At 74.2% G+C, this 24,474-nt stretch carries 16 protein-coding genes; 9 read left to right on the forward strand and 7 right to left on the reverse strand.

Features of this window, described 5'->3' with window-relative positions:
* Window positions 1-109: 109 nt before the first annotated feature.
* The 8 genes from ACIBK1_RS21435 to ACIBK1_RS21470 all read left to right on the forward strand — a co-directional run bounded on the left by ACIBK1_RS21435 (window position 110) and on the right by ACIBK1_RS21470 (window position 8,506).
* The gene (locus ACIBK1_RS21435; protein WP_036406750.1) at window positions 110-2,143 is read left to right on the forward strand and encodes a PspC domain-containing protein; all 2,034 of its coding nucleotides are present in this window, start codon (window positions 110-112) and stop codon (window positions 2,141-2,143) included.
* On the forward strand, window positions 2,136-2,339 hold the full coding sequence (locus ACIBK1_RS21440; RefSeq protein ID WP_143734057.1) for a hypothetical protein: 204 nt from the start codon (window positions 2,136-2,138) through the stop codon (window positions 2,337-2,339). Before ACIBK1_RS21435 ends, ACIBK1_RS21440 begins: the two co-directional genes overlap by 8 nt.
* Window positions 2,340-2,398: 59 nt before the next feature.
* Window positions 2,399-2,986, forward strand: a complete 588-nt coding sequence (locus ACIBK1_RS21445) for a CGNR zinc finger domain-containing protein (RefSeq protein ID WP_030508414.1) — start codon at window positions 2,399-2,401, stop codon at window positions 2,984-2,986.
* Window positions 2,987-3,184: 198 nt separating this feature from the next.
* Entirely contained in the window at window positions 3,185-3,628 is a 444-nt protein-coding gene (locus ACIBK1_RS21450; RefSeq protein ID WP_396737155.1) for a VOC family protein, read from the forward strand.
* Window positions 3,629-3,630: 2 nt separating this feature from the next.
* The gene (locus tag ACIBK1_RS21455) at window positions 3,631-4,512 is read left to right on the forward strand and encodes a pyridoxamine 5'-phosphate oxidase family protein (RefSeq protein ID WP_396737158.1); all 882 of its coding nucleotides are present in this window, start codon (window positions 3,631-3,633) and stop codon (window positions 4,510-4,512) included.
* Between the two features lie 87 nt (window positions 4,513-4,599).
* On the forward strand, window positions 4,600-5,145 hold the full coding sequence (locus ACIBK1_RS21460; protein ID WP_387069565.1) for a PadR family transcriptional regulator: 546 nt from the start codon (window positions 4,600-4,602) through the stop codon (window positions 5,143-5,145).
* Window positions 5,146-5,201: 56 nt separating this feature from the next.
* Complete coding sequence (locus tag ACIBK1_RS21465; protein WP_051761819.1) at window positions 5,202-5,885, forward strand: ABC transporter ATP-binding protein; 684 nt, start codon at window positions 5,202-5,204, stop codon at window positions 5,883-5,885.
* The gene (locus tag ACIBK1_RS21470) at window positions 5,882-8,506 is read left to right on the forward strand and encodes an FtsX-like permease family protein (protein ID WP_396737161.1); all 2,625 of its coding nucleotides are present in this window, start codon (window positions 5,882-5,884) and stop codon (window positions 8,504-8,506) included. Before ACIBK1_RS21465 ends, ACIBK1_RS21470 begins: the two co-directional genes overlap by 4 nt.
* A 160-nt stretch (window positions 8,507-8,666) precedes the next feature.
* Here ACIBK1_RS21470 and ACIBK1_RS21475 read toward each other — a convergent pair whose 3' ends face one another.
* Together ACIBK1_RS21475 and ACIBK1_RS21480 are read right to left on the reverse strand one after the other, a co-directional pair.
* Entirely contained in the window at window positions 8,667-9,707 is a 1,041-nt protein-coding gene (locus ACIBK1_RS21475) for a sulfotransferase family protein (protein WP_036406747.1), read from the reverse strand.
* A 124-nt stretch (window positions 9,708-9,831) separates the two neighbouring features.
* The gene (locus tag ACIBK1_RS21480) at window positions 9,832-10,752 is read right to left on the reverse strand and encodes a CDP-alcohol phosphatidyltransferase family protein (RefSeq protein ID WP_396737164.1); all 921 of its coding nucleotides are present in this window, start codon (window positions 10,750-10,752) and stop codon (window positions 9,832-9,834) included.
* 155 nt (window positions 10,753-10,907) lie between these two features.
* Between ACIBK1_RS21480 and ACIBK1_RS21485 the strand changes: the two genes are divergently transcribed.
* Complete coding sequence (locus tag ACIBK1_RS21485; protein ID WP_363527483.1) at window positions 10,908-12,488, forward strand: stealth family protein; 1,581 nt, start codon at window positions 10,908-10,910, stop codon at window positions 12,486-12,488.
* On the opposite strand, the gene ACIBK1_RS21490 is transcribed toward ACIBK1_RS21485, so the two are convergent.
* The 5 genes from ACIBK1_RS21490 to ACIBK1_RS21510 all read right to left on the reverse strand — a co-directional run bounded on the left by ACIBK1_RS21490 (window position 12,455) and on the right by ACIBK1_RS21510 (window position 24,387).
* Entirely contained in the window at window positions 12,455-14,134 is a 1,680-nt protein-coding gene (locus tag ACIBK1_RS21490) for a hypothetical protein (protein WP_396737167.1), read from the reverse strand. The genes ACIBK1_RS21485 and ACIBK1_RS21490 overlap by 34 nt on opposite strands.
* Complete coding sequence (locus tag ACIBK1_RS21495) at window positions 14,131-17,115, reverse strand: CDP-glycerol glycerophosphotransferase family protein (protein ID WP_396737170.1); 2,985 nt, start codon at window positions 17,113-17,115, stop codon at window positions 14,131-14,133. Before ACIBK1_RS21495 ends, ACIBK1_RS21490 begins: the two co-directional genes overlap by 4 nt.
* A 104-nt stretch (window positions 17,116-17,219) precedes the next feature.
* Complete coding sequence (locus ACIBK1_RS21500) at window positions 17,220-20,681, reverse strand: bifunctional glycosyltransferase/CDP-glycerol:glycerophosphate glycerophosphotransferase (protein ID WP_396737173.1); 3,462 nt, start codon at window positions 20,679-20,681, stop codon at window positions 17,220-17,222.
* Window positions 20,682-20,851: 170 nt separating this feature from the next.
* Window positions 20,852-22,474, reverse strand: a complete 1,623-nt coding sequence (locus tag ACIBK1_RS21505; protein ID WP_396737176.1) for a glycosyltransferase — start codon at window positions 22,472-22,474, stop codon at window positions 20,852-20,854.
* Window positions 22,450-24,387: a glycosyltransferase gene (locus ACIBK1_RS21510; RefSeq protein WP_396737179.1), complete on the reverse strand. Its 1,938-nt coding sequence runs from the start codon at window positions 24,385-24,387 to the stop codon at window positions 22,450-22,452. The genes ACIBK1_RS21505 and ACIBK1_RS21510 overlap by 25 nt, the downstream gene beginning before the upstream one ends.
* Between the last annotated feature and the right edge of the window lie 87 nt (window positions 24,388-24,474).

Consider the following 24,474-nt stretch of genomic DNA (forward strand, 5'->3'; position numbering starts at 1 on the left):
AAAGCATGAGCGCATCAGGGCATGCCCTGACACCACCCCTGAGGGGTCGGGGACGAGTCAGGGGTTCCCCCGATGGCAGGGATATGGCGCGCGAGGCCAGGATGGGACCATGACCGAGGCACCACCGACACCCACTCCCGACTCCGCCGGCGCGCCCGAGCCCGAGAAGGTGCTGAGCCGCTCCAGGGACGGGCGCATGATCACGGGCGTCTGCGCGGGCCTCGGCAGGTTCACCGGCATGGACCCCGTGCTCTTCCGGGTCGGCTTCGCCGTGCTCGTCCTCGCCTCCGGCATCGGCGTCCTGCTGTACGTCGCGGCGTTCCTGTTGATGCGCCAGCCGGGCGGCGGCCCCGGCCATCTGGAGCAGTGGACCCGGCGGCTGTTCGACGCCGAGACCGTGCTCGCGCTGCTGGCCGCGGTCTTCGCGTTCGGCCTGATCATCAACGTCGCGTCCGGAGGGATCAACCGCGGCACGATCGTGGTCGGCACGCTGCTGGCCATCGTGCTGATGGCGGCCCACGCGCGCGGCGTCGACCTGCTGACGATGGCCAAGTCGATGCCCGAGCGGGCGACCGGACGGCGCGGCATGACCCGGGCCACCCCGAACTTCGCGCCGTTCGCGCCGTTCACTTCGCCGCCCGCGCGGGAGCCGTACGAGGCGGGAGCGCCGATGACGGAGACACCGCTGCGGGAGACACCGGCGCCGCAGGCTCAGGCACAGCCGCCCGCTGCGGACCCGGCGGAGACGGCGAGGACGGCGGACAACGGCCCGGCCGCGGACACCGCGGCCCCCGCCGCGGAGGCCTCCACGCGCGCCGACACAGCTACGGAGAGCGCGGCGGACGACACCGCGGCCCACGACACGAAGATCCGGGCGGCGGCAGCGGACGACACCGCGGTCCACGACACGATCGTCCCGGACCCGGCGGCGCCCCCGAAGGCCGTGGACGACACGCTCGTCCAGGAGGCCTTCTCCGGGGACCCGGCGGCACCGGCGGGGCGGCCCGGCGGCGACCCGCCGACCCGGCCCTTCGAGTCCGTCGCCCGGCTGGCCGCGGAGCCCGCTCCCGGCACGCCGTACAGCCCGGATCCGAACGCCCCCGACCCGAACGCCCCCGGCTCGAACGTCCTGGGCCCGAACGCCGCGGGCCCCACCCCCCTGGGACCGGACGCGCCCGGGACGCCGGCCGGCTGGGCTCCTGGAGCGCCGGGGCCCTCCGTCTCCGCGCCTCCGGCCGGCGACGGCTACCGGCGGCTGTCCGACCTGGCCCGCGAGGCGCGGGAGGGCGCGTACGGGGGCAGCGGCGCCAGGGACGACCGGCACGGCGCGCGGGGACATGGAACGCCGGGACACGGAACGCGGGGACACGGCGCCGGAGGGCACGGCTACGGAGCCGGAGAGCCCTTCGCTCCCCACGGCCCCTATACGAGGCGGGAACAGCCGCACCAGCCCTACGGGGCGCCCTATCCCCCGCCGAGCCCCTATGCCCCGCCCGTGCCGCCACCCCCGAGGCCGGCGAGGCCCAAGCGGCCCAGGTCGTTCGTCGGCGGCCTCACCATCTGCCTCGCCCTGATCGTTGGAGGGATCATGGTCACCATGCAGCGGACCGGCTCCGGCTCGGTCGGCCTGCCGGTCGTCGGCGGGGCGGTCCTCGTCACGATAGGGGCGGGCCTGCTGGTCGCGGCCTGGTTCGGCCGGGGCGCCGCGCTGATCGCCGCGGGGACGATCGTGGCCCTCGTGCTGGTGGGAAGCTCGACGGTGAACGGCATCCCCCGCAAGGTCGGCAGCTTCGTCTGGCACCCCGTCGGCACTGTCCAGTCGCCCGGCGCCTACGAACTGGGCATCGGCGAGGGCAAGCTCGACCTGAGCGACGTGACGATCAAACCGGGCGTCCGGGTCAGATTCGACGCCTCGGTGTCGATCGGACAGCTCACGGTGATCGTGCCGACGACCGCCCGCGTGGAGGTGCACGGCTCCGCCAAGCTGGGCGAGGTGAGGATCGACCACAAGGTCGAGGACGGCAGCGACGTGCGCTTCGACCGCGTCCTCGAGCCCGAGGCGCCCGTCGAGGGCGACGTGCCGACGATCGAGCTGCACGTCAAGGCCGGGGTCGGCGACGTGGAGGTGCGCCGTGGTGCCTGAGTCGCAGCCCGAGCGCCCGCGCCGGGTGCACCGTACGAACTGGATGTCCCTGCTGTGCGGCCTGCTGTTCATCGGCATGGGGATCCGCTATCTGACCGGGCCCGAGCCCGACGCCGTCGTCATGGCGCCCGTCCTCGTGGGCGGGCTGGGCTTCGCGGCCTTCGTCGCCATCCTCGCCAAGGCCATCCGCCGCTGACACCCCTCCAGCCTCCCGATCTCACGGGCACACCCGGCCGACCGCGTTAGACTGAGCCGATGTCCTCGCTGCTGGCCCTGGAATTCGTGAGCACCATCCGGGCGAACCGGTCCGGCCCGGTGGACGCGCTGGAGGATGTCGGCGGCCTCACCGCCTGGGTCGGCGACCACGCGCCCGAGCTCGGCATCGACCCCGCCGCGTTCGTCGTCACCGCCGAGATGCGTGAGGAGGTCGTGGCGCTGCGGCAGGCGATCCGCGCGCTGTTCGCCCGGGCCGTGTCCCCCGGGCCGGCGAGCGCCGCGGACGTGGCCCGGCTGCCGGCCTTCGAGCCCTCCCTCGATCTCGTGAACGCCACCGCGGCGGCGGTGCCCGTCGCCCCCCGGCTCGAATGGCCGCAGGACGAGGCGCCCCACGCCCGGACCCTGCCGGCCCTGGCCGCCGGCGACTCCGCCCGCCTGCGGGCGACCCTCGCGTCCGCCGCCGTCGACCTGCTGGGCGGGCCGCACCGGGAGCAGCTCCGCGCCTGCCCCGCGCCCCGGTGTGTGCTGTATTTCGTCAGGGAGCACCCGCGCCAGGAGTGGTGCTCGGTGGCCTGCGGCAACCGCGCACGCGCGGCCCGGCACTATCGCCAGCACAAGAACGCCTGAACCCCGGGGCGTTCGCCCTCCCGATCGAACGGCCGCCCGAATCCCACCGGTCGCGCTCGCGCCGTCTCCATGGTCACTTCTGCCGCTCTCCCGGCGCGAGCGGCCCACTTTCTAATGGACTTCAACGGAGAAGTCCGTTAGCCTTTTCTCCATCTTCTAACGGGGCAGTCCGTTAGAATTTGCGACGAGGGGGCGGCTATGAGCTTCACCACGGGGCACGTCGGACTGAACGTCTCGGATCTCGACAGGTCGGTCGGCTTCTACCGGAAGATTTTCGGCTTCGATCTCGCCGGCGAGTCGGCCGACGAGGCGCACCGCTACGCGTTCCTCGCCCAGGACGGCACCCTGGTGCTGACGCTGTGGCAGCAGAGCGAGGGCACGTTCGCCCCCGGCCTGCCGGGGCTGCACCACCTGTCCTTCCAGGTGCCGGACATCGACGCCGTACGCGGGGCGGAGGCCGTCGTCCGGGAGACCGGGGCGACGATCCACCACGGCGGCATCGTCCCGCACCGCGAGGGCGGCTCATCTGGCGGTCTGTTCTTCGAGGACCCTGACGGGATCCGGCTGGAGATCTACGCGCCGAGCGGCGCCGACGACCGCCCCGCTCCCAGGTCCGACGTTCCGACCTGCGGATTCTTCTAGAGATGCGGCACACGGGAGAGATCGCGGTTCAGCGCCGCGCGGGCGTCCGGCTGGCGGAGCACGGATCGGCCCGCGTACGGGCCGAGATACCGGAGGCCGCCGCACGGTTCCTGGAAGCCCAGCGCATGATCGTGATCGGCGCGGAGGACCGTGAGGGCCGCGTGTGGTCCGCGCCGCTCACCGGCCGGGCGGGCTTCGTCGCCCCGGCCGGCGACCGCACGATCCTCGTGGACGCGGTGCCCGGCGCGCCGCTCGCGGGAGTGTTCGACGACGAGCACGACATCGGCATGCTTGCCCTCGAGCCGTGGACCCGCCGGCGGATGCGGGTCAACGGCCGGGCCCGGCGGGACGGCGACCACCTGGTCGTACGGACCGAGCAGGTCTACTCCAACTGCCCCAAATATCTGCAGAAGCGGACGATCGCCGAGGACCTGGAGCCCCGTGAGCGGACGTCGTCGTCCGGGGACCGCCTCTCGGAGGCCCAGCGGGAGTGGATCAAGGCCGCCGACACCTTCTTCGTCGCGACGCACGCGCCCGGGCTCGGCTCGGACGTCTCGCACCGGGGCGGCAACCCGGGATTCGTCGAGGTGGTGGACGCCGGGCGGCTCGTCTGGCCCGACTACGCGGGCAACCTCATGTACATGACCCTCGGCAACCTGGAGCTGAACCCCGCCGCCGGCCTGCTCTTCCTCGACTGGGCCACCGGGGACGCGCTGCACCTGACCGGCAGGGCGCGGGTCGACTGGGACCCTCGCGAGGTGCCGGGAGCCCAGCGGCTCGTGGAGTTCGACGTCGAGCGCGTGCTCCAGGTCGGCGGCGCGAGCCCGCTGCGCTGGGCGTTCGAGGAACACTCCCGGTTCAACCCGCCCGTCAGGGGTGCGTGAGGGACGCCCCCACAGCGGACGTGGTCGCCTACTCCAGCATCCTGAAGCGATAGCCAGGAGCATACTCAGTATGCATACTGAGTATCCATGTCGGTACGACACGGCCTGCTCGCCCTGCTGAGCCGGGGCCCGCGCTACGGCTACCAGCTCAGGGCCGAGTTCGAGGCGTCCACGGCGACGACCTGGCCCCTGAACATCGGGCAGGTCTACACGACGCTGTCCCGCCTCGAACGCGACGGCCTGGTGTCCCGCGACGACCAGGGCGGTCAGGACGGTCAGGACGAGCAGGGCCGGGTCCGCTACGCCATCACCTCCGAAGGCCGCGACGAGCTCGACCGGTGGTTCGCCAAACCCGTCTCCCGGGCCGACCGGCCCCGAGACGAGCTCGTCATCAAGCTCGCGATGGCGGTCACCACGCCCGGCGTGGACGTCGCGGCGGTCATCCGGGCCCAGCGCTCCGCGACCATGCGGAGTCTGCAGGAGCTCACCCGTGCCCTGCGGACCCTCGACGCGTCCACCGAGGCCGCCCAGCGCCTGGTCGTCGACTCGATGATCTTCCATGCCGAGGCCGAGCAGCGCTGGCTCGACCACTGCGAGGCCGTCCTCGCCCGTCCCTCCGAGGAGAACCCGTGACCGAAACCCGACCTCCGGACCGGTTGCCCGCACCGGACGGCGAGCCGGTCGTGCGCATGACCGGCGTCGTACGCGTCCACGGCGAGGGGACCGGGGCCGTCCACGCGCTGCGGGGCGTCAGCCTCGACGTCGCCGCCGGAGAGCTGGTCGCGGTGATGGGCCCGTCCGGGTCCGGCAAGTCCACCCTGCTCAACCTCGCGGGCGGGCTCGACCGGCCGACGGAGGGATCCGTCGTCCTCGAAGGCCGGGAGCTGCGGGATCTGTCCCAGAAACAGCTGGCGGAGCTGCGCCGCAGGAGCGCCGGATACGTCTTCCAGGATCTCAACCTCATCCCGTCGCTGACCGTCGCCGAGAACGTCGCGCTCCCGCGCGAGCTGGACGGCGTCCGTACGGCGAAGGCCGGAGCGGAGGCAGAAGCGGTGTTGGAGGAGGTCGGGCTCGCCGACCTGGGCGACCGGTTCCCCGACGACCTGTCGGGCGGCCAGCGTCAGCGGGCCGCCATCGCCCGGGCGCTCGTCGGGCGGCGGAGGCTGCTGCTGGCGGACGAGCCGACCGGCGCCCTCGACACCCGGGGCGGCGACGAGATCATCCAGGTGCTCCGGCAGCGGGCCGACGCGGGAGCCGCCGTGCTGCTGGTCACCCACGAGCCCCGTTACGCGGCCTGGGCCGACCGCGTCGTCTTCCTCAAGGACGGGCAGGTCGTCGACTCGTCCGACGCGGGGACGGAGACCGCCCGATGAGCCCGATCCGAGCGAGCGGGGTGCGAGCGGCGTTGCGGATCTCCCGCCGCAACGCCCTGCGGTCGAAGTGGCGCAGCGCGCTGATCCTCGCGATGATCGGGCTTCCGGTCGCCCTCGCCGTCTTCGCGCTGACCGCCCTCTTCCCTCCGGCGGGAAGCGACCGCCAGCACTTCCCGATCGGACAGGCCGACGCGGTGGTGACCGGCGCCCACGAGTGGGCGGGCCTCACCCAGGACGCGTGGGGCAACGGCGTCTCCGCACAGCCCGGCGACGTGCCGTTCACGCAGGCCGAGGTCACGGCGCTGCTCGCGCCCGGCAGCCGGGTCATCCCGGTGGCGCGGGGGACGTTCCGCTACCTGACCCCGCAGGGGTACGACACGGGAGAGATCCGTCAGGTCGATCTGCGCGATCCGATGTCCCGGGGCACCTTCCGGCTGACCGAGGGCAGGCTGCCTGCCGCTCCCGGCGAGGCGGTGATTTCCGCCGAGCGGTTGAACAGGGACGACGCTCCGGCCGTAGCCCTGGGAGCGACGCTCCTCGTCGGCGACGAACGCCGCCCGGTCCGGGTCGTCGGCGTGGCCCTGTTCGCCATGGCGGGAATCGAGCCCGCACTTGCGACCTTCCCCGGCAGCCTGCCGGCCGACGCCTTCGGGCCGGTCGACCCCGAGCTGATGTCACGCGCCTGGCTCGTGGACTCTCCACGGCCGGTGACGTGGGCCGACGTGCGGCGGTTCAACGCGCAGGGCCTCGTGGTCGTCAGCCGCGCCGTCATCGACGGGCTCCCGGCGGACGAGTCGTACGCGCGCGTGTCCGACCTCGTGCGGACCGTGCCGTGGATCGCGATCATGCTGCTCGAGGTCGTCCTGCTGGCCGGGCCGGCCTTCGCCGTCGGGCGGCTGCGCAGGTCGCGCGAGTTCGCGCTGGTCGCCGTCCAGGGCGGCTCCCCCGCCCACCTGCGGACGATCGCGCTCGCCGACGGCCTGCTGTTCGGCGTCGCCGCCTCCGCCCTCGGCGCGGCGCTGGGCGTCGTCGCGGCCCGGCTCGCGACGCCGCTGCTGGAATGGCGGGCCGGACGCCTGTTCGGCCCGTTCCAGGTCCCCTGGGTCGCGGTCGCGACGGTCGCGGTGCTGGGCGTCGTCGCGGGACTGCTGGCCGCGCTCGCCCCGGCCGTCGCGGCCGGCCGTACGGACCCCGTCGCCGTGCTGTCGGGCAGGCGCGAGCGGGGTCGTGAGCGGGCGGGCCGTCCGCTGCTGGGAATCGTGCTCGTCGTCGCGGGCACGGCGGCGACGATCGCGAGCGCGGGTCACGACATCGCCTGGACCGCGACCTCGGCCCTGGTCACCCAGCTCGGCCTGGTCGCCCTGACGCCGGCGATCATCGCGGCGGTGGCCCGGCTCGCCGCCCGGCTTCCCCTGCCGCTCCGGTTCGCCGCCAGGGACGCCGTGCGCAACAGGGGCCGTACGGCGCCCGCCGTCGCGGCGGTGATGACCGCGGTCGTGGCGCTCATGGCCGTGGGGGTGGCGGGGGACAGCGAGGTCGCGCGGAGATCGGTGTTCGACTACGCGCAGGCTCCGGCCGGAGCTCTCCGGGTCAGCGGGCCGGACCTCACTCCCGAACTCTGGGACCGCGTGCGCTCCGCCGTACGCGAGGAACTGCCCGCCCGCGTGCCGCTGATCGAGGCGCGGACGCTCACGACCGGCTCCGGTGCCCCGCTGAACACCTTTGTCCCGGACGACGCCTCGGGAACCAGCAGGGTGGAATGGTACGACGCGACCGGATCCGGCGGGCTGCTGGTGGGCGACGAGAACCTGCTCCGCTACGTGCTGCGGCGCGATGACCCAGGCGCGGTGGCGGCGCTCCGCGAGGGGAAGCTGGTCGTGCTCAACCCGGACGTGATCCGCCAGGGGCGGGTGCGCATCGAACTGACGCCCGTCGCCGGACGGGGAGACCTGCCGGCGCTCACCCTTCCCTCCGCCGGCGTGCGGGCGACCGGGCAGGGCTGGGCCCGCGCGGTCATCTCACCCGAGGCGGCGGCGAAGAACGGGTACGGCACCGTCACCTCCATGCTCGTGGTGGATCCCGCGGACTTCCGCACTCCGAGCGCGACGGCGGACCGGATCGCCGCGAAGGTGGAACGGATCACCGGCATGGCAACCGTGCGGCTCGAGACTCCCGAGGTGCCCGACGACACGCTCTTCCTGGTGGTGCTGGGCATCGCCGCGGCCGTGCTCGTGCTGGGGATGACATCCGTCGCGACCATGCTGGCCGCCGTCGAGGCGCGTCCCGACCTGGAGACCATGTCGGCCGTGGGGGCGGCGCCGCGCGTGAAGCGGGCCGTGGTCGCGGGGCAGGCCCTGGTGATCGCGCTGCTGGGCTCGGTCACCGGCGTGCTCGCCGGCCTCGCTCCGGGCGTTGCCGCGGCCCGGCGGCCCGTCTCCTACCCGACCGTGTTCCTGCGCGCCGACGGAGTGACGACGATCATGCCCGCGGACACCCCGGCGATCGCGATCCCCTGGGCGCTCATCGGCCTGCTCGTCGTGGGGCTCCCCCTGCTGGCCGCCCTCGGCGGCGCCGCGTTCACCCGGTCGCGCCTGCCGCTCCCCCGGCGCAGGGCGACCTGACGACGTCATGAACCCGGCATGAGCGCGGCGGGCCCGGGGTGTCCTCGACGTCGCGGAGGGGGCCGAGACCGGCCGCGAGACGCACACGCTCCGCTCGCGCCTCATCGTGCGGTCGTCGGTCGGCCCCCCACCGGGCGCCTGAGATCTTCGAGAGAGGGTTTCAGCGGGGGAGCAGTTCGTAGGAGCGCTGCTGGGGCAGGCCGGCGAGCTGCCGCTGCCCGTCCGTCAGCAGCGCGGCGATCGGACCGGGCTCGCGCAGCCGGGTGAGCCGGTCGCGGTTGTACTTGCGCAGCCGCGCCGCGCGGCGCTTGGCCGCCGCCGCCTTGAACGCGGCGACCTGGTCGCGGTCGGGCTTGCGCGCGCCGCTCAGCTCGTAGCCGTACGCGGTGAGCCGCTCGCCGAGCACCTCCTCGCACAGCGAGATCTCCCAGGGCTCCAGCCGGGAGGCCCACTTGCCCGAGTGGGCAGTGGTCACGTCCTCGTGCGTGTTGCTGTGCCACACCTTGTGCTTGGGCACGGCGAGTTCGGCCACGTGGCGCGGCTCGCACATCGCCGGGTCGTAGTCCTCGCCGAGGAACACGCACAGCTTCTTCAGCTCGGTCTCCGGGTCGGAGGTGAGGTCCTCGTAGCGCAGCTCGTAGAAGCTGTCGGCCGGCAGCTTGCGCGCGTGCCGGCGGCCGAAGTCGACCGCCTCGGCCCAGTTGGCCATGGCGTGCACGGCGTCCGCCTTGTACCAGGGCATCTGCTTGAGCGAGGCCACGCAGTCGCGGCCGTCCCTGACGAGGTGGACGAACTGCGCGTCCGGGAACATCCGCATCAGCATCTCGACGTGCCGGTAGTAGCTGGGCCGCTTGTCGCCCCAGCGCGGCTTGCCGAAGCGCTCGGCGTAGCACTTGAAGACCATGCCGATGACCGACCCGAAGCTGCCCGGGCCGAGCATGGCCGCCTGGACGAACTCGGGACGGCTCAGCCCGAGCTCATGGAACTTCGTGGTCCGGCCCTCGGCGATCCAGGTCGCCAGCCTGCGCCTGTTGTCGGCCAGCCGCATGTCGCCGTACGCCCGCCGGGAGAAGTAGGCCGGGACGAGGAACCGCGTCTCGGGCGGGACCGCGATGCGCGGGTGCGAGTGCAGCATGAGCTGCAGCATGGTGGTGCCGGAGCGCGGGCAGCCGACGACGAAGACAGGTCTGTCCGAATGCATGAGTTCTATCCCCCGTGGTGAAATTTCCGGACGTCAGGCCGCCGCCCGCCCCCGGGCGCGGCTCGTGACGCGGGTCCTACGGCGTCACGCCGTACAAGTTGGTGGATCGGGCCGAGAAGGCCGGTCAGACGAGGACCTTCTCTCTCTCGGCGGCGGTGCTGGGCACCTGGCGCGACGCCAGCCAGACCCGGTAGACCAGGCTCATCTCGAACGCCAGCAGCAGCGCGCCGGACACGGCGGCGACCGGCACCATGGCCCTGGGACCGAACAGCGGGCCCACGACGAAGACCGCGGCGTGGAACTCGATGCCGCTCACCACGTGGGTGCGCACCCGGTGCCGGGTCAGGAAGACGCGGAACCGGTCATACCAGGGGAAGCGGGCGTGGAACGCCTTCTGCAGGTCGACCACCGGGCGGTCGGTGCGGTCGGTGCGGTCGGTGTCGTCGGTGTCGTCGGCGGTGGTCTGGCCGAACTCCGCGGCGGCCTGCCCCAGCTCGGTCCGCGGCCTGGAGCGCAGGACGCTCTCCGCGAGGACGAACTGCCCCTCCAGCCGCGCCTCGAGCAGCGCGCGGGTGGCGTCCTTGACCCGCTTGAGCTGCGGGCCGTTGATGTAGCGGAACAGGTCGAGCACCACGACGCCGACCGCGGCGAGCACCACGTCCGTGTCGCCCGTGCGGGTGTACTCCCCGAACCCCCACCCGAAGGCGCAGCAGACCACCCGCACCCGGTCGCCGACGTAGTCGAGCCACAGGCCGAAGGGCGTCCCCGTGCCCTTGAGCCTGGCGATCTTGCCGTCCATGCAGTCGACCGTGAAACTGAGATAGAACAGCACCGCACCGGCGACGAGCATGCCCTCCGTGAAGGCCGCCGCCGAGGCGAAGCCGATCAGCATGGACAGTCTGGTCAGCCCGTTCGGGGTGATCGAGGTGTGATTGGCCACGAGCAGCGCGAGCCGGCAGGCGAGCGGATCGACCATGAAGACGGTCCACCACGAGTCTCTCGGCTTGCGCGTCGCGAGTATGTCGTCCAGCGTGAAGCCTCCCATGCAGGCAAGAATGACTACAACGGGTAGCCGTTGGCCTGCTCTTCGGTAACAGGGAGGGCATCTCATTGCCGCTTCTTGACCGTCCTCCCCATCTACGTAAACCATCCGCCAATCCGGTGGCCGATCGGTTACAGTCCGTGTTCGAGGGGGAGACCATGCCCGTTGTCACGTTGTACCGGCGGCTGCAGGGGCGGCTGCCGTCATGGGAGCCCGCACCGCGTGCCGCTCTCATCCGCGCGGACGCGGGTCCGCTCCAGGCCCAGCGCGAAACGCTGGACGTGGTGTGCGCGCTGCTGGGCGAGGCGGATGTGCCGTACTTCTGCGTGCGCCCGCTGCCCAACCGGCCGCCGGTGATCGCCGTGCCCGAGGACGACCGCACGCGCGCGCTCGCCGCGCTCGCGGCCGGCCGTCATCCGCTGTTCGCGGCGCGGCAGCCGTACGGCAGGCAGGGCGCGCGGGCACGCCAGGCGGACGCGGGCCGGATGCGCCCGGTGCGGCGCGCGGCCGCGCTGCTCGGCGACGCCAAGGTCGTGCGGCTGGCGATGTATTTCGCCAGTCCGTCGCGCACGCTGACACTCGGCCCGGAGCACGGATGCGACCTGGAGTTCTGGGCCCGGGAGGGTGACGAGCTGGTCGCCCCGAGGCCGAACCCCGCCTGCGACCGCGTCCCCGCCGACGGCCCTGACGTGGACGGCGGCGAGGAGCTGTTCACTCCGCTGGCGTGCGCCGCCCGCAGGGCCCGCGCCTACCGCACCCGGCCCGAGTTCGTCCGGCGGCTGCTGGACGACATCGACTTCCCGATCGACGTCGTCTACACGTGGGTGGACGGCGCCGACCCGGCCTGGCGGGCGCGCCGGCACCAGGCCGAACGCGCCGAGGCGCTGCGCACCGGCGCCGCGCCGAGCGAACTGGCGACCACGGAGGCCCGGTTCACCAGCAGGGACGAGCTGCGTTACTCGCTGCGCTCCCTGCTGATGTACGCCCCCTGGATCAACCGGATCTGGATCGTCACCGACGGCCAGACGCCGCCCTGGCTCGACACCACGCACCCGATGGTCGCGGTGGTCGACCACAAGGAGATCTTCACCGAGCCGTCGGTGCTGCCGGTGTTCAACTCCCACGCCATCGAGACGCAACTGCACCACATCGACGGGCTCAGCGAGCACTTCCTGTATTTCAACGACGACTTCTTCCTGGGCCGGCCGCTCGCTCCCCGGACGTTCTTCGAGGGCAACGGGATCACCCGCTTCTTCCCCAGCACGGTCCACGTACCCTTCGGCATGCCGGAGACCGAGGAGTCCCCGGTGCACGCCGCCGGCATGAACAACCGGCGCATCCTGGAGAACCTGACCGGCCGCACCATCACGCAGAAGCTCAAGCACGTGCCCTACGCGCTGCGCCGGTCGGTCATGTACGAGCTGGAGGGGCGTTTCGCGACGGAGTTCACGGCGACCGCCCGCAGCAGGTTCCGCACGTCGCGGGACATCTCGGTGGTGTCCTCACTGGCGCACTACTACGGCTACCTGAGCGGGCGGGCGGTCCCCGGCACGGTCGACTACACCTATGTGGACCTGTCGCTGCCGAAGACGCCGGTCAAGCTGCGCCGGATGCTGGCCCGGCGCAGACACGACGTGTTCTGCCTCAACGACACCGCCCCCACGACGATCGAGCAGGACGCGCTGCTGGCGCGGTTCCTGGAGGCCTACTTCCCCACCCCGGCGCCGTTCGAGCGGTGAGCGGGCCGCAGGTCGTACCTGTCCACGAACAGGCCGCGGAAGGTCCAGCGGCCTGCCGGGGCGAACGAACGGGCGACCAGGGCGCGCCTGCGGGCGGGCAGCGCGTTCTTGCCCGTGTGGCCGACGACCCAGAGCGTGTGCAGCCCGTCGAGGCGGGCGGCGAGCACCCGGGGGCCCACCTCGCGGCCCGGGAAGCTGCCGTCCCGCTCGGGTGACCGGGCCAGCGCCACGTCGCGGAGCCTGCCGAGAACCGACGGGTAGACCGCTTCGTACTTCCTGACCTTGGCGGGGACGAACAGCACCCCGTCCCCCGGCTTCGCCTCCGCCGCCAGCAGCGCCATGACCGGCCGCGGATCGTCCTGCCTGCCGTCGGGCCCCCGTGTGGCGAGCTGTCCGGGAACCGACAGGCCGAGCCAGGCGGTCAGCACGGCGGCGGCGAGACCGGGGGGCAGCGCGGCCAGGCCCGCCCCGGCGAGCAGCGCCGCCGCGGGGACGCAGCAGAAGACGTAGCGGAACACGTACACGGGATGGACGGCCCACGAGGCCGCGAGCAGCACCAGAGCGGGCACGAGCAGCCACGGCAGCGTCAGCCGCACGAGCGTGGCCGGCGTCTGCGCACGCTCTTCAGCGGGAGCCTCGGCACGCTTCGCAGCGGGCCCTTCTGCCGGGTTGTCCGCGGGGCTTTCGGCACGGCGGGCCGCGTGCGCCCGGCGGACGCCCACGATGGCGGCATACCCGAGGCCGAAGAGCGCGAGCGCCCAGGTCAGGGGGGCCACTCCGGGTCCCGTCGCCCCGCCGATGTCGCCGGACAGCTGGACGGCGAGGCCGCCGACATCGGCCGCGTCCGGCCGGGGAATCCACCCCACCTGCGCGCTCTGCCGGGAGCCGAGCCAGGCCAGCGGCGCCACGGCCGCCAGGGCCGGTGCCGCCGCGCACGCCCACCGCAGCAGCGGGCCCCTCGACAGGATCACGGCGAGGCCGTGCGCCCCCACCAGCAGGAACGCGAACAGGTTGAGGTAGGCGAGCACGGTCACCGCCGCCGCGTACGCCGCCAGGACCGCCGACGTGGGCGAGCGCAGCAGGCGCAACAACAGCAGGGTCACGCCGACGGCCGCCGCCGCCGTCATCGCGTACGGACGGGCCTCCTGGACATACCTGGAGAAGATGGGCATGAGGGCCAGCAGCGCACCGCCGTACAGGCCTGCCCGGGGCGCGCCGAGCGCGCGGCCGATCGCGCCGGTCCCCGCGGCGGCCAGCGCGCCCGCGACGACCGACGGGATCCGCAGCGCCACCTCGGCGGTGCCGGACAGCCCCGCGACGACGTGCATCAGCGCGTAGTACAGGCCGTGCACCGCGTCGACCGACTGCAGCAGGTGCGCCAGCTGGGGAAGGGTGCGGCCGGCCGCGCTGACGGTGGCCGCCTCGTCCCGCCACGGCGGCGGCCCGCCGAGGTCCCACAGCCCGGCCGCCAGCGCGAGAACGGCGGGCACGACGATCACGACGGAGGGCCGGTCCAGCCGGGAGGGCCGCTCGGGCGCCTCCGCGGGACGCCCCGCGGCTGTCGCGGGCGCGACGCGCCGCGACGGCGCCTCGGCCGTACGGCGGAGCGGACGGCCGCCGGCGGCCTGCCGGGCAGGGCGGGTCATGGCCGCAGGCGCGCGACCACGCGCGCCGAGGCGTGCCCGTCGTCCCAGGGGCAGTATCTGCGGGCGAACCGCTCGTAGCGCGCCGCGAACTGCCCGAGGTCGCCGTGCCGCAGCACGTCGAGCACGTCGTCGCCGGTCCTGAGCACGGGCCCGGGGGCCTCGGCCTCGAAGTCGAAGTAGAAGCCGCGCACCTCGTCGCGGTAGCGCTCCAGGTCGCGCGCGAAGAACACCATGGGCCTGCCGGTGCACGCGAAGTCGAACATCGCCGACGAGTAGTCGGTGACCAGCACGTCCGCGGCGGCCAAGAGATCCGCCATGTCCGGAAATGTGGAGACATCGTGAATGCGGTCGCCGTCCGGGATCCTCATGTCCCGCGCCACCAGATAGTGCGTCCGCACGAGCAGCACGTCGTCGTCGCCCAGCGCCCCGGCCGCCCTGACCGGGTCCAGCGCGAGCCGGCCGGTGGTGTCGTCGTCCCGCCAGGTCGGCGCGTAGAGGATGACCCGCCGGCCGTCCGGCAGGCCCAGCCGCCGCCGGACGGCGCGGCCACGTGCGGGATCGAAGAGCACGTCGTTGCGCGGGTAGCCCGACTCCAGGACCTCCCCCTCGTAGCCGAACGCGCCGCGCAGCGCGGAGGTGGCGAACGGGCTCGGCGACAGCAGCAGGTCCCAGGTCGCCACCTGCCGCGCCAGTTCGTCGCGCGGCACCCGCTGCGCGTACGGCATGTCGTCGAGGTCGAGCCCCAGGCGCTTGAGCGGCGTGCCGTGCCAGGTCTGCACGACCGTCTGCCCGCGCGGCTTGCGATACCAGCCCGGCTGGGTGCGCCGGTTGGCCACGACGAAGCGGCTGGTGCGCAGCGCCTCCTCGTGCTCGCGCGAGCCGAACAGGACCAGGCGCACGCCCGGCGGGACCGTGAACTGCCCGTCCCTCGTGACCCAGACGATCTCCATGTCAGGGTGGCGGCGCGCCAGCTCCTCCGAGACGGCCCGGGGATTGCACGAGTACTGCCCGCCGCCGTAGCTGTCGAACACCGCCGCGTTCCGCAGGGCCGTGCGTCGCGGCGCCGCCGCCCGCCGCCTGCGCGTCGCGTACGGCCCGCGCTCGTGCGGGCCGAGCGCGGGGCGCACGGCGAGGCTCAGGTCGCCGTCGCGCGAGGTGCGGACCGCTGTCTCGTGGAACCCGGTGACCCGCGGCCTCGGCGGGTCGGCGATCAGCGCCGGGCTGACGCGCACGCGCTCGTCCCCGCCCGCGGGTGACAGGGCGAGCACCCGCCAGGTGCCGCTGCGGAGCGGAAGTCCCTCGGCCGTCCTGCCGATGACGGCCGTCCACATCGCCTCGTCTCTGCGCACCGGCCAGGAGTGCCGCTCCGCGCCGCACTCGAGGACGATCCGGTCCGCCGGGCACCGGCCCGTCCCCTCCAGGACCAGCTCGCCGGACTCCGTCCACCGGACTGCGCTTATTGCGCCGCCGGACTCCGTCCGGCCGACCGTGCTCACGAGGCCGACGGGATCGGGCTGCGGGCCGACGGGATCAGGTTGCGGGCCGCCGCCGGCGCGGGGGCCGAGCGTGAGCCCGCGGTCGCGGGTGAGGGAGACCCGGACGTTCCCGGCGTCGAAGACGCGCTCGCCCGGGGCTCCGATCACCCGGCCCGCCCGGATCACGCCCCGCGCCCGGACCCGCGCGTGCAACGCCCACCGGCCGGCGGGCAGGGCGTCGAGGGCGATCACGGTCTCGAAGCCGGAGTCGTCGTGGCAGGCGACCGACTGACGGGAGTCCGCGGTCACGTCGGGCCTGCGGGTCCGCTGCACCGGCAGAGTGATCCGCTCCTCCCCACGCTGGAGCCACAGCTCGATCCGGCTGCGCCCGCTGTCCAGGTGGGCGATGTACGCGTGGCCGGTCAGGGCGAGCCTGCCGTCCGCGTGCCGTACGTCGTCCACACAGGCGACGAGCCGCAGGTCGCGGGTGGCGTCGAACAGCGAGCGCGGGAGCCGGGGGTCGCGGCGGAAGGGGTAGTCGAGATACCAGCGGCGGGGCCGCAGCCCCCGCCGGAGCACGCCCCGGTGCCTGATCTCCGACGCGGCGAACGTCCGCAGCTCCGACAGCTCGCCGGTCATGCCGTGCGCGGCGAAGTGGATCTGGAGCCTTCTCAGGACCGGCAGCCGTTCCACCGCGCCGGGGTCCAGGCGGCCCAGGCGGCCCAGGACCTCGGCGAGCCGGTCGGGCACCCGGTCGCGTACGGCCTCCAGCACGGCCGCGAGGTCCGGCCCCTCCGCCAGGCGCAGGTCGTAGGCCGTGCGCAGCTGCGGCGCGCGCCGTGCGAGCAGGTCCGACACCTCCAGCATCGCCTCCAGGCGGCGCAGCGGGTCGGCCGACGTCCGGGAGCCGCGCGTGAGGCAGACCACGTCGCCGAGCACGTCGGCCGAGGTGGACAGCACGTGCGCGGGAATCGTCACCGGGAAGTCCTCGCCCAGGCCCGCCGTGAAGGCGAAGCCGTGCCGGTTCCAGAACTCCCGGCGGAACACCGTGCCACCCGCCCGCGGCTCGTCCAGCAGCTTCTGGTGCCGGGTGATGTGCGTGCGCAGCCTGGCCTTCTGCGCCGGGACGGGCGTCCGGTCCCACGCATCGGGCGTCCAGGTGCGGATCCGGCCGCAGGCGAGGTCGGAGCCGGTGTGGTCGAGGGCGCCGACCAGCGCACGGTAGGCGTCCGCGGGGACGACGGAAACGGGGTCGGCGAAGGCGAGGTAGCGCCCGGTGGCGAAGGTCGCGCCCGCGTTGCGCGCCGTGCCGGGGTCGTCGCCGCCGTCGCCGAGCGTGAGGAGAGTGAACCTGTGGTCGGGCGGGCGAAGGCCCTGCGGGCGGCCGACGAGGATCACCTCCAGGTCGTCCAGGGTCTGGTCGCGCAGGGATTCGAGGCACTCCTCGGCGTGTTCCTCCCCGCCATGCAGGGGGACGACAACCGAGAGCCTGACAGGCACCGTCACGCCGTCAGGATGCCGACGGGCGGTGTCGCGCCACCGGTCCATCCCCATGGCCTTACCGTCGCTTGGGCAGCTCTTGACCTACCAGGGCGGCACGCGCGCGGCGGTCAGCCGAACAGGGCGTCCACCACGCGGCGGGCGGCCTGCCCGTCGGCCATCGGGCGATACCGCGCCAGGAACGCGGCGTACGCGTCCCGGTGCTTGTCCACGAGCTCGTCGAGGTGCGCGAGCGCGTCGAGCACCTGCCCCTCGCGCGGCAGCACCGGCCCCGGCGCCTCGGGCAGGAACCACAGGTCCCGCGGCCGGCCGGCGTGCAGGAGCACCGGGCGTCCTGTCACGGCGAAGTCGAACACCGCCGCCACGTCCCCGGCGATCAGGACGTCGGCGGCGAGGTACAGCTCGTGCGGGTCCGGATGGCCGGTGAGGTCGCGGAGCCGGGCGTCGTCCGGCCCGGCGTCCGTGAGACGGCGGACCAGCAGGACGTGGTCCTCCGGAAGCCCGGCCGCCAGGCGCGCGGCGTCGAGCGTGTCGTGCTCCCCCGCGACGTACAGCAGGACGCGGGCGCGCTCAGGCAGGCCGAGGCGGCGCCGCACCACGGCGGCGCGCTCCCGGGCGCCGGGCCCGGTCAGCAGGTCGTCGCAGGGCAGGCCGGTCTCCAGCGCCTCTCCCTCGAAGCCGAACGTCCGCCGCAGCAGCGGCGTCCACCACGGTCCCGCGGAGACGAGGTGGGTCCACTGACTCGCGCGGAAGCCGCCCGCCGCACCGGTCGCGGAACCGCCGGCAGAACCGGCGCCAGAACCGGCAGCAGGGCGCTCGCAGGAACCGCGCGCCGAGATGCCGGCCGCGTATACGGGCTGCTGCCAGGTCTGCACGACCACCTGGCCCGGCCTGCGCTCGAACCACGGCGGCAGCGGCGCGTCGGTGACGACGTAGCGGCACCGGGCGAGGGCCTCGTAGTGCTCGCGTCCCAGCATGCGCACCGATTCGACGTCGCCGGGCAGGGCGACCTGGCCGTCCCGCACGTTCCACAGCAGCGACAGGTCGGTCCCCCGACGGCGCAGTTCCTCGCAGACCGCCCTCGGGCTGCCGCCGAAGCGGGTGCCCGCGCCGCCGTCGAACAGGACGGCGTCGCGCAGCGGCCTGTCCCTCATCTGGGGGTAGGTCCTCGTGCGCAGCGCCCGCTGGGCCTTCCTGCCGCGCTCGTCGGCGGTCAGGTCGCCGCTCACGGTCAGCACGGCCCGGCCAGGACCCGACATGACGACCCCGAACGTGCGGCGGGCCGTCTGATGCGCCGCCGGCAGGTCCGTGTCGAACTCCAGCGGCAGGTCCGTCCACTCTCCTCCGGCGGCGCGCGCCCGGATCGCCAGGGCGTACCGGCCGCGCGGCAGCGGCAGCCGCCCTGAGGGCGAGGCGACCTGCTCGGGCGTCAGCCTCGTCCGGAAGCGGGTTCCCGCTCCCTCGATCGGCAGCAGCCACTCCTCGCGCCGGGCGGGGGCGCGGGTCGCGGGGTCGATGGCGGCCACGACCAGCGCCGACAACTCGTGGGGCGCCGCGATGCCGCCCTCGATGAGCAGCTCGCCGCCTCCCCCCCGGCGTGCGGGCAGCCATTCGGCGAGGTCGGCGTAGGCCGCGACGGGCTGGTCCCGCAGCACCAGGCCGCCGGTGCGGTCGCGGGTCACGACGATCTCCCGGCCGGCCAGGCCGTACCGGCCGGTGGGCACGTCCTCGGCGACGGTCACGGGCGTCACGGCGCCGTCGGCGGCCCGCACCTCGACCTCCCACCACGTCTCGGGCGCGGCGACCTCGTCCGGCACGGCGACCTGCGGGGCCGGGGACGCGGGCAGCAGGTCGCGCAGGTCGACGGCGGCCTCGAACGTACGCCGGTCGACGTGCACGGGATAGGTGCGGGGGACGCCTCCCGGACGCCGGGTGACCTGGAGCACCGGGCTCGGGCCGAGGTCGTTGACGACGTGACCCACCAGGCGCAGGCGGCCGTCCCGCACCTCCCCGGTGACGACCCGGGCGGTCTCCCGCTCGGCCCTCAGCACGAGGACGCCGGTCTCCCCGAGCAGCGGGGCGACGTAGTGGTCGGACCCCACGGCGCGATACCCCGCCTGCTCGACGGTCGAGGCGGCGGCGCGCGGGTCGGTCAGCCGCCCGCGCCGCAGGACGCCCCGGTGGAGCACGCGCAGCTCGACGTGCCACCGTCCGAGCCGGCCCGGCCTGGCCAGTGCCGCGGGGTCGACGGCGATCCGGAAACCGCCCCAGTCGCGCTCCTTCGACTTCGTGGACACCCGGGACCTGGTGACCGAGGCCGGCACCCGGACGCGCCGTCCGGTCCGCTCGTGGACGAGGGTGGCGAAGACCTGCTGATGGACCCGCCGGGTGGGGCGCAGGAACGGCGGGGCCGCGCGTCCCTCCACGACGAGCACGCCGTCCTCCCAGCGGACCGCGTCGATGCGATGGCGCGGGACGAGTTCGTCCCTGGCCCTGGTCACGGCGGCGGGGAACTCCCGGTCGGCGGAGCGGGCGAGGGGCACGTTCAGGTGGTGGCCGCCCATCCTGCGGACGAGCCGCCGGTCGGGCGTCACCTCCCGGTCCCAGGCCAGGACCTCCAGCAGATCGGCCATGCGGCGCAGGCGCACCAGGTGCCACTGGACGCGCCGCAGCGCGGGCAGCCCGTCGAGCACGGGGGACGCCACGTCCTCCAGATAGAGGCCGGCGAGGTCGACGAAGCGCTCCCGGAACGCCGGGGATGCCTGGTCGAGCACGTCGAGGAAGTTCGTGAGGTCGCCGTCGAGCACGGCGTGGTCCCAGGCGTGGATGTGCGCGGTGAAGTTGTGCTCGCTGAGGAAGCGGCGGACCCCGGTGACGGCGGCGAACCGGTCCTCCAGGTGCGCGGCCCGCGTCTTGTCCTGGGTGATGGAGCGGCCGCCGTCCTCACGCCGCCGCCACAGGTAGACCGGCGTGGGCAGCACGTCCACGGCCCGCGCCAGGAAGTGGGCGCGCAGGGCCACCGCGATGTCCTCGTACAGCACGCCTTCGGGGAAGGCGAACCCGTGGGCGTCCCAGAACGAGCGGCGCCACAGCTTGTTGGTGACCAGGCGGTCGCGCAGGAGCGCGTGCGTCCGGGTGATGTGGGTGGCCGACGCGGCGTCGGTGAAGACGGCCCGGTGCAGGGCCGACTGGCGGGCGCCGCGCCCGTCGAGGCGGAGCACGTTGCCCGTGGCGAGGTCCGACCCTGTCCGCTCCAGGGACGCCAGGAGGCATTCGAGGGCGTGCGCCGGCAGCAGGTCGTCGCTGTCGAGGAACATCAGGTGCTCCCCGGTCGCGTGCCGCACGCCCGTGTTGCGCGCCGCCCCGAGCCCCGCGTTGGCCTGGCGGACCAGCCGGAACCTGCCGTCGCGCGCCGCGAAGGCGGCGGCGATCTCGGCGCTGCCGTCGGGCGAGCCGTCGTCGACCATGACGACCTCGATGTCCTGCCAGGTCTGCGCCGCGACCGAGGCCAGGCAACCGGCGAGGTACGGTTCCACGTCGTAGATCGGGATGATCACGCTGAGGCGGGGCACGGGCGCTCCTTAGGGTCGGCGAAACGGCGGACGGAGACACGAGCGATCCGGAGGGGCGCGCCGCCGGTCTGGAGTGAGGAGCGAGCGGGGAGCGAGGAACGAGCGACTCCGAGCGACGAATGAAGACGGCGGGTGTAAGCGCCCCGATGGTGAGCGGGAAACACAGCGGCTCAGGCCGGGCGCACGAGCACGCGCAGGCGCCTGCGGAGCAGCCGGGCGGTGCGGCGCAGCGGCCGGGCGCCGGACCGGCCCTGGCGGCGGGAGCGGCGCGCCGCCCTCACGCCTCCGGCTTCGCCGGTGGCGTCCGTCACTGCGCGGCCGGGCACAGGTGGCGCGGTGGTCGCGGCGAGCGTGGCGGGCAGGAACCCCCATTTGTCGCCGGCGTCCCACACCGTGCCGTACATCTCGTGGACGAGGTCGCCGAGGTCGTCCCCCGGCCCGGCGCAGTGGCGGGCCCGGCTCATCGCGGCGGTGCGCTCCAGCCGGGCGTGCACGACGCGGCCGTCCTCGCGCTCGTCCAGCGCGAGCGAGACGATCCCGAGCCGCTGCCGGTCGGCGTGCTTGACCACCGCACCGATGGTGCCGCGCGACGGCACCCAGCCGGGCGGGCAGTGGAAGCGGAACGGCATGGGGAAGCAGTCGTCCGGCACGGCCTCGCGGAACCGCACGCGCGGCTCGCCCTGATAGCAGGCGAGCACCAGGCGCAGGTCGAGCGAGGGGTCGCCGAGCGGGTCGCGCCGCCCTCCGCCGAGCCGTCCCCACGGCCCGACGACCGTCACCCGCACGTCGGGCAGCCGCCCGGCGAGCACGGCGTCGACGGTCGCCCTGACCTCCTCGAACGACGCGTCCCCCACCTCGACCACGACCTCCACGTACGGCACGAGGTAGGTGCGGTGGGGGTGCCTGCGCAGCCAGCGGAAGCTCGGGACGCGCTCGGCGAGGTGGGGCCAGTTGTGCCGCTTCACGTCGGGCTCGCGGCGCATGACCGTGGACCGGCCGAGGTGCCAGCACCGGCTGCGGCGGTCGGGCACGAACACGGCCCCCGCCTGGGCCAGCCGGTAGCCGAGCTCGGTGTCCTCGCCGAGGACGAGCGAGCCGTCGAGCCCTCCGGCGGCGCGCAGCAGGCGTGCGGGCAGCGACGCGGTGGCCCCCACCATGACGGAGAACGCGCTGAAACCGGCCGTCCGCAGGTCGTCGGTCTGGTCCCAGCGCCGCTCGGTCCACTGCGGCGTGGCGTCCTCCTCCGAGAAGAGCTTGGGCACCGCGCCCGCCTCGACGGCCGCGAGCACCTCGCTCGCCGGGATCTCGTCGATGCCGGGCGCGAACCGCAGGTGCCCGAGCACGACCAGGTAGTCGGCCAGGTGGTGCCAGCGCATCTGGGCCTCCACGTGCTCGGGGAACAGCACGAGGTCGGCGTCCAGGTAGAGGATCACCTCGCCCTCGGCCGCCTCGGCCCCCGCCGCGCAGGCGCTCGCCCTTCCCCACGCCCCGCCGCGCGGGCGGACCACCCGCAGCCGCTCCGGCAGCGGCCCGGCCGACGACTCGGCCGGCGGCTCCATGGGCCGCTCGCCGTCGTCCACCACCACGACCTCCATGAGGTGGGCCGGGTAGGTCTGCCGGGCCAGGCTGGCCAGCGTCAGCGGCAGCGTGCGCTCCGCGCGGTACGCGGGGATCACCACGCTCACCGTGAGCGTCGGGGTCCACTCCCCCGGCGCGGGCGGCTCTCCGAGCACCCCGTAGTCGTTGAGCGGGATGCGCGCAGCCCCCGTCACGTCCTCACGTCCGCGCGCCATCGGGCACCGTCCTCCATCAGTTCGTTGAAGACCAGCCCACGCCACTGCTCCTGATAGGACGCGAGGAACGACTGCACGGGCTGGCGCCAGGTGTGGCCGTACGCGCTGCGGCGGCGCAGCACGTAACCGAGGCCGTGGGTGCGGTAGATCCGGCCGCCGACGGCCTCCACCGCCTGCAGCAGCTGGCCGTCCACCGTCCTCGCCAGGGGCCGGAAGCCGCCGGCCGCCTCGAACGCCGCCCGGGTGACCAGCATCGTGCCCCCGGCCACCAGCGGAACGAACCGCTCGGTGCCGATGCACCTCCTGATCGTCACGTCGAGCGGCTCCAGGTAGACGAACTCGGCGGCCGAGCCGACGAGGTCGGCCCCGCTGTAGCGCCGGGCGAGCAGGAGGTCGGCGAGGTGGTCCGGCCCGTACCAGTCGTCGTCGTCCACCTTGGCGAGGTACGACCCGGAGGCGGCGGCCGCCATCCGGTTCAGGACCTCACCGAACGGCGTCGCGGCGGGGGCCTCGATCACGGTGATCGGCGACCGCGTGCGGGGGATCGCCGCCTCCCGCGCGGTGAAGCCGTGGAGCCCCACGATCAGCTCGGCGCTCACGCCGCGCTGGCGCTCCATCTGCTCGACCGCGAACGGCACCATCTCCGGGCGTCGCGTGCACAGCAGGATCGAGACCCTCGGGTCCGGCGGCACCGGCAGACCGGCGCTCAGGGCCAGACGCCGCCAGCGGGCGGCGGCCCCGTGCTCGCGCAGCGCGGCCCTGCGCAGCCGGATGCTCAGCTCCTCGCGGCGCAGGTCGGACGCGAGCGCCTCGCCGGTCACGGCGGCGAGCGCGGCGGCGAGGGCGGGGCCCAGCGCCCGGTCACGGGCGGGATCCGGCGCGGCGAGCACCGGGATCCCGGCGGCCGAGAGGGCGGCCACGACGCGGGCGACCCCATTCGCCCGCCCTTCCCCTGCCTGCGGGCCGGGCACCTCGATGCCGCGCACGTCCCGCAGGCGGGCGATGTCCACGTCGGTGACCCGTCCGGAGGCCGGGAGCCGTACGAGCCGGTCCGCGCCGAGGGTGACGGCGAACCCCTCGCGGTGTGCGGCGAGCGCCGCGATCCCCTGCGCGGGATTCCGGCGGAATCCGATGGGGTTGACCACGGCCTCGTCCAGCGGCGGCAGCAGGCCGTCGACCACCGCACCGGCGACGCCAGAACCCGTAAACACAGCGCCCGTAACCACAGCGTCCGTAACCACAGAGCCGGCGACAGGGCCGTCCGGCTCTGCCCGGCGCAGCGGCAGGTCGCAGCCGGGGGCGTCGCGACGGTCCGGCACCGGCCCGCCGGGCTGCGACAGCGTGACATTGGGGTCGCCGGGCCGCCAGTCGGCCGTGGCGCCGCCTTCCAGCCCCGCCACAGGAGTGGCCGCCTCGCAACCGCCGAACAGGCCGTTCACGACGTGGGCCACGACGTCACCGGCCGGCACCGGCTCGGTGAAGGCGGCGTCCAGGTGCCAGCCGCGGCCCCGGCGGGCCACCCGCATCTCCGTCAGGTGCCGCCAGCAGGCGCCCGGCGCGGCGACCGGCAGCGGCTGGGCCGCCCAGGACGGCACGTCGGCGACGGCGATCCGCACCCGCGTCGCCGCAGGCAGCAGGCCGCGCAGCGGCACCGCCCTGCGCAGGTCGGCCGGGGAGCGCGCGGCGAGCAGGACGCATCGGATCGCGCCGGTTCCGTCCGGCGCCGCACCCTGTGCCGCACCCTGTGCCGCGTCCGCGTCGTTCGCCGGGACCACCGGCATACCGGGGACGGGAACGTCCTCCAGCGGGATCCAGGGGCCGGCGAAGCCCTCGACGAGGCGGCCGAGCAGCGCGGGACAGGACTCGAACCCGATCCACGTCCCCCATGCCGACCGGGTGGCGGTTCGCGTCACCCGCCCTCCTCACGCTGCCCGGTTCCTCTTCCGACCGGCCCAGCATCGCGAACCCCACTCGTGCGGGGGCAGCCTTAGTCCCTTCCT

Origin of the sequence: Microbispora rosea (assembly GCF_044460045.1) — a bacterium.
Classification (GTDB): Bacteria; Actinomycetota; Actinomycetes; order Streptosporangiales; family Streptosporangiaceae; genus Microbispora; species Microbispora rosea.